The sequence below is a fragment of the Stenotrophomonas sp. CFBP 13718 genome, assembly GCF_014842145.1.
GTDB lineage: Bacteria > Pseudomonadota > Gammaproteobacteria > Xanthomonadales > Xanthomonadaceae > Stenotrophomonas.
The window spans coordinates 1-414 of sequence record NZ_JACYVC010000026.1 but is presented as its reverse complement, the minus strand read 5'-3'; the positions used below and the strand labels follow the sequence as shown (position 1 = coordinate 414).

Sequence of the window (414 nt, the reverse complement as noted above, 5' to 3'; positions counted from 1 at the left end):
ATGCGCATGGACAGCCCCGGCCACCCCGGCAACCTGCTGTTCCAGGACGCGTTGCGCGGCGTGGAAGTACAGGACCTGCGCGCCGGCCGTACGCCGGACCAGCACAGCGGCCAGCTGGCCGGCAGCCTGGCGGCGGAAATGCACGCCAACGGCGGCACCCGCATCGACAACGTGCTGATGAGCAGCGATGCCTCGCGCACCTTCGGCGTGCAGGGCCAGGCCAACGACCCGGCGCACCTGCGGGTTTCCGTGGCGACTACTGAGGCGATGCAGGTTCCCCTGGAACAGAGCAGCGAGCGCGTGCAGCAGGCAGCCACACAGCGCATGGGCCAGGAACAGGAGCTTCAGCTGGCCCAGCAGCAGAACGCAACGCGGCAGATGCATGCCTGATCGCTCCTCATTGCCATTTCCCGG

General features: G+C 68.4%; 1 protein-coding gene. It reads left to right on the top strand.

Going from position 1 to position 414, the window contains the following annotated elements:
* On the top strand, positions 1-390 hold a 390-nt coding region (locus IFT58_RS18635), incomplete at its 5' end, for an XVIPCD domain-containing protein (RefSeq protein ID WP_342029586.1).
* Between the last annotated feature and the right edge of the window lie 24 nt (positions 391-414).